Source organism: Actinobacillus ureae ATCC 25976, from assembly GCF_000188255.1.
Lineage (GTDB): Bacteria > Pseudomonadota > Gammaproteobacteria > Enterobacterales > Pasteurellaceae > Actinobacillus > Actinobacillus ureae.
In genome coordinates this window covers 1-705 of sequence record NZ_GL831098.1, presented here as the reverse complement: position 1 = coordinate 705, position 705 = coordinate 1, and the positions used below count along the sequence as shown (strand labels likewise).

Genomic DNA, 705 nt, shown 5'->3' with positions numbered 1-705 from the left:
TATAAACGCATTGCGGTGACATCGGGCTATCACATCACTATCACGCTCACCGAAAATGCCCCAGCGGATTTAAGCGTAAACAGTGAGTCCTATTTTGTTATTACTAAAATCAAAGGGTTATAAATATGACAAATTATCAAGGGCAGTATGTTTTTAAAAAATCAGATAAAACGATGTTGATGTGGACAGAAGAAGGTGAACTTAGCCCCGACTTTACGACAATTTCCCCACCGACAGCTGACCACGAATGGCAAAATAATGAATGGGTATTGCCCAAAGTGGTTTATTTAGCACAATTAGCAGAGGCAAAAAGCTATTTATTACACCAATTAACTGACAAGGCAGACCGATTTAAAGCCCAAATTCTCGTAGGCTACTCACAAGCAGAAATCGACAGTTTTTACCGACAAGAGCGTGAGGCAAGAGAATGGAAAGTCAATAATCAAGCGAAAACACCGATGTTGAGCCAAATTGTTGAAAGTCGCCCTGAAATCCCAAGCCTTGCGGTATTGGTTGAAAAGATTATCGAAAAAGCTGATACCTTTTCGGCGGTGATGGGTGGCATTATAGGTAAAAAACAAGCCATCGAAACCCAAATCGAGCTTGCAAAAAACAACGAAGAATTGACCGCTTGCGAACAGGAGATTGAGCAATGGCAACTAGCGAATCACTAAACAAATGGGGTTATCACGTCTTAATAGCCCT

Annotated in this window: 1 protein-coding gene; it reads left to right on the top strand. The window is 41.1% G+C overall.

Translation table 11 applies throughout. The features are described 5' to 3' along the window. The first annotated feature begins 125 nt into the window (after positions 1-125). Complete coding sequence (locus HMPREF0027_RS11230; protein ID WP_005625466.1) at positions 126-674, top strand: hypothetical protein; 549 nt, start codon at positions 126-128, stop codon at positions 672-674. Positions 675-705: the final 31 nt, after the last annotated feature.